General features: G+C 33.2%; 1 protein-coding gene. It reads left to right on the top strand.

What is annotated here, in order from left to right:
- The first annotated feature begins 161 nt into the window (after nt 1–161).
- On the top strand, nt 162–974 hold the full coding sequence (locus AC1DJR_RS30950) for a polyphosphate kinase 2 family protein (protein ID WP_477004360.1): 813 nt from the start codon (nt 162–164) through the stop codon (nt 972–974).
- Nucleotides 975–1,085: the final 111 nt, after the last annotated feature.

Below are 1,085 nucleotides of genomic sequence, written 5' to 3'. Positions count from 1 at the left end.
TTATGAAAGCTGTAAGGAATAGAAGAGAGAATATTGAGGTGGATGTACAATTAGAGAAAGAAGCTGTGTAGAGATTTTCTACACAGCTTTTTTGAAACAAGAAAAAATTACCAATAAATATGTTAAAATAACATTGTCATATAACAAGGGGGATTCGTTTGATGGAAAAAGAGCATCTTGCTAAAGTAGATTTAACGAAAAAAATTGAATCAAAATCTAAGTACAATAAGAAACTTGAAAAATATCAAATGCGTTTATTGGCACTACAACAAATATTAAAAGAAGAGAAAATAGCCGTTATGATGGTTATGGAAGGTTGGGATGCGGCAGGTAAAGGCGGAGCAATTAAGCGAGTGACTGAACATCTTGATCCACGCGGATTCCAAGTAAATCCAATTGGAGCGCCTGCTCCTCATGAAAAACGGTATCATTATTTGCAACGTTTTTGGCGGAAACTTCCTCARTAYGGGCAAATTACTATATTCGACCGTTCATGGTATGGGCGTGTATTAGTTGAACGTGTTGAAGGCTTTGCTACAAACGAAGAGTGGACGAGAGCGTATGATGAAATTAATGATTTCGAAAAACTATTAACAGATGATCATTACATAATAGGAAAGTTTTTCTATCATATTAGTAAAGATGAGCAGTTAAAGAGATTTACAGAAAGAGAGAACAACCCTCTTAAAAGGTGGAAAATTACAGAYGAAGACTGGCGWAATCGTGAAAAATGGGATGAGTATGTCGAAGCAATRGAAGAYATGTTTGAARAWACAAATAAGCCGAATGCWAAATGGMATATTATYGCGAGTAATGATAAATTATAYGCYCGTYTGAAAACATTGAAAGTAATTATTTCATTAATTGAGGATTATTTCTTAGAGCATAATATAGAATTCCCTTCTTATTATAATGAAATAAAAGAAGGGAAGAAAAAGAAAATTGAATCTGTGCAAGATGCAGGAGTCAAATAGTAAAAAGGTTTGTATAGGAAATATGAAGGGAAGCTGTCTTGTAATTTGGTAAACCCAAATTACAAGACAGCTTTTTTAGTTAGAAACATTTTACAATTTACAGAATAAGGT

The organism is Bacillus sp. 05T31 (genome assembly GCF_056396725.1).
Note: the sequence above shows the minus strand (reverse complement) of the source record. Positions and strands in the feature narration are given on the sequence as shown.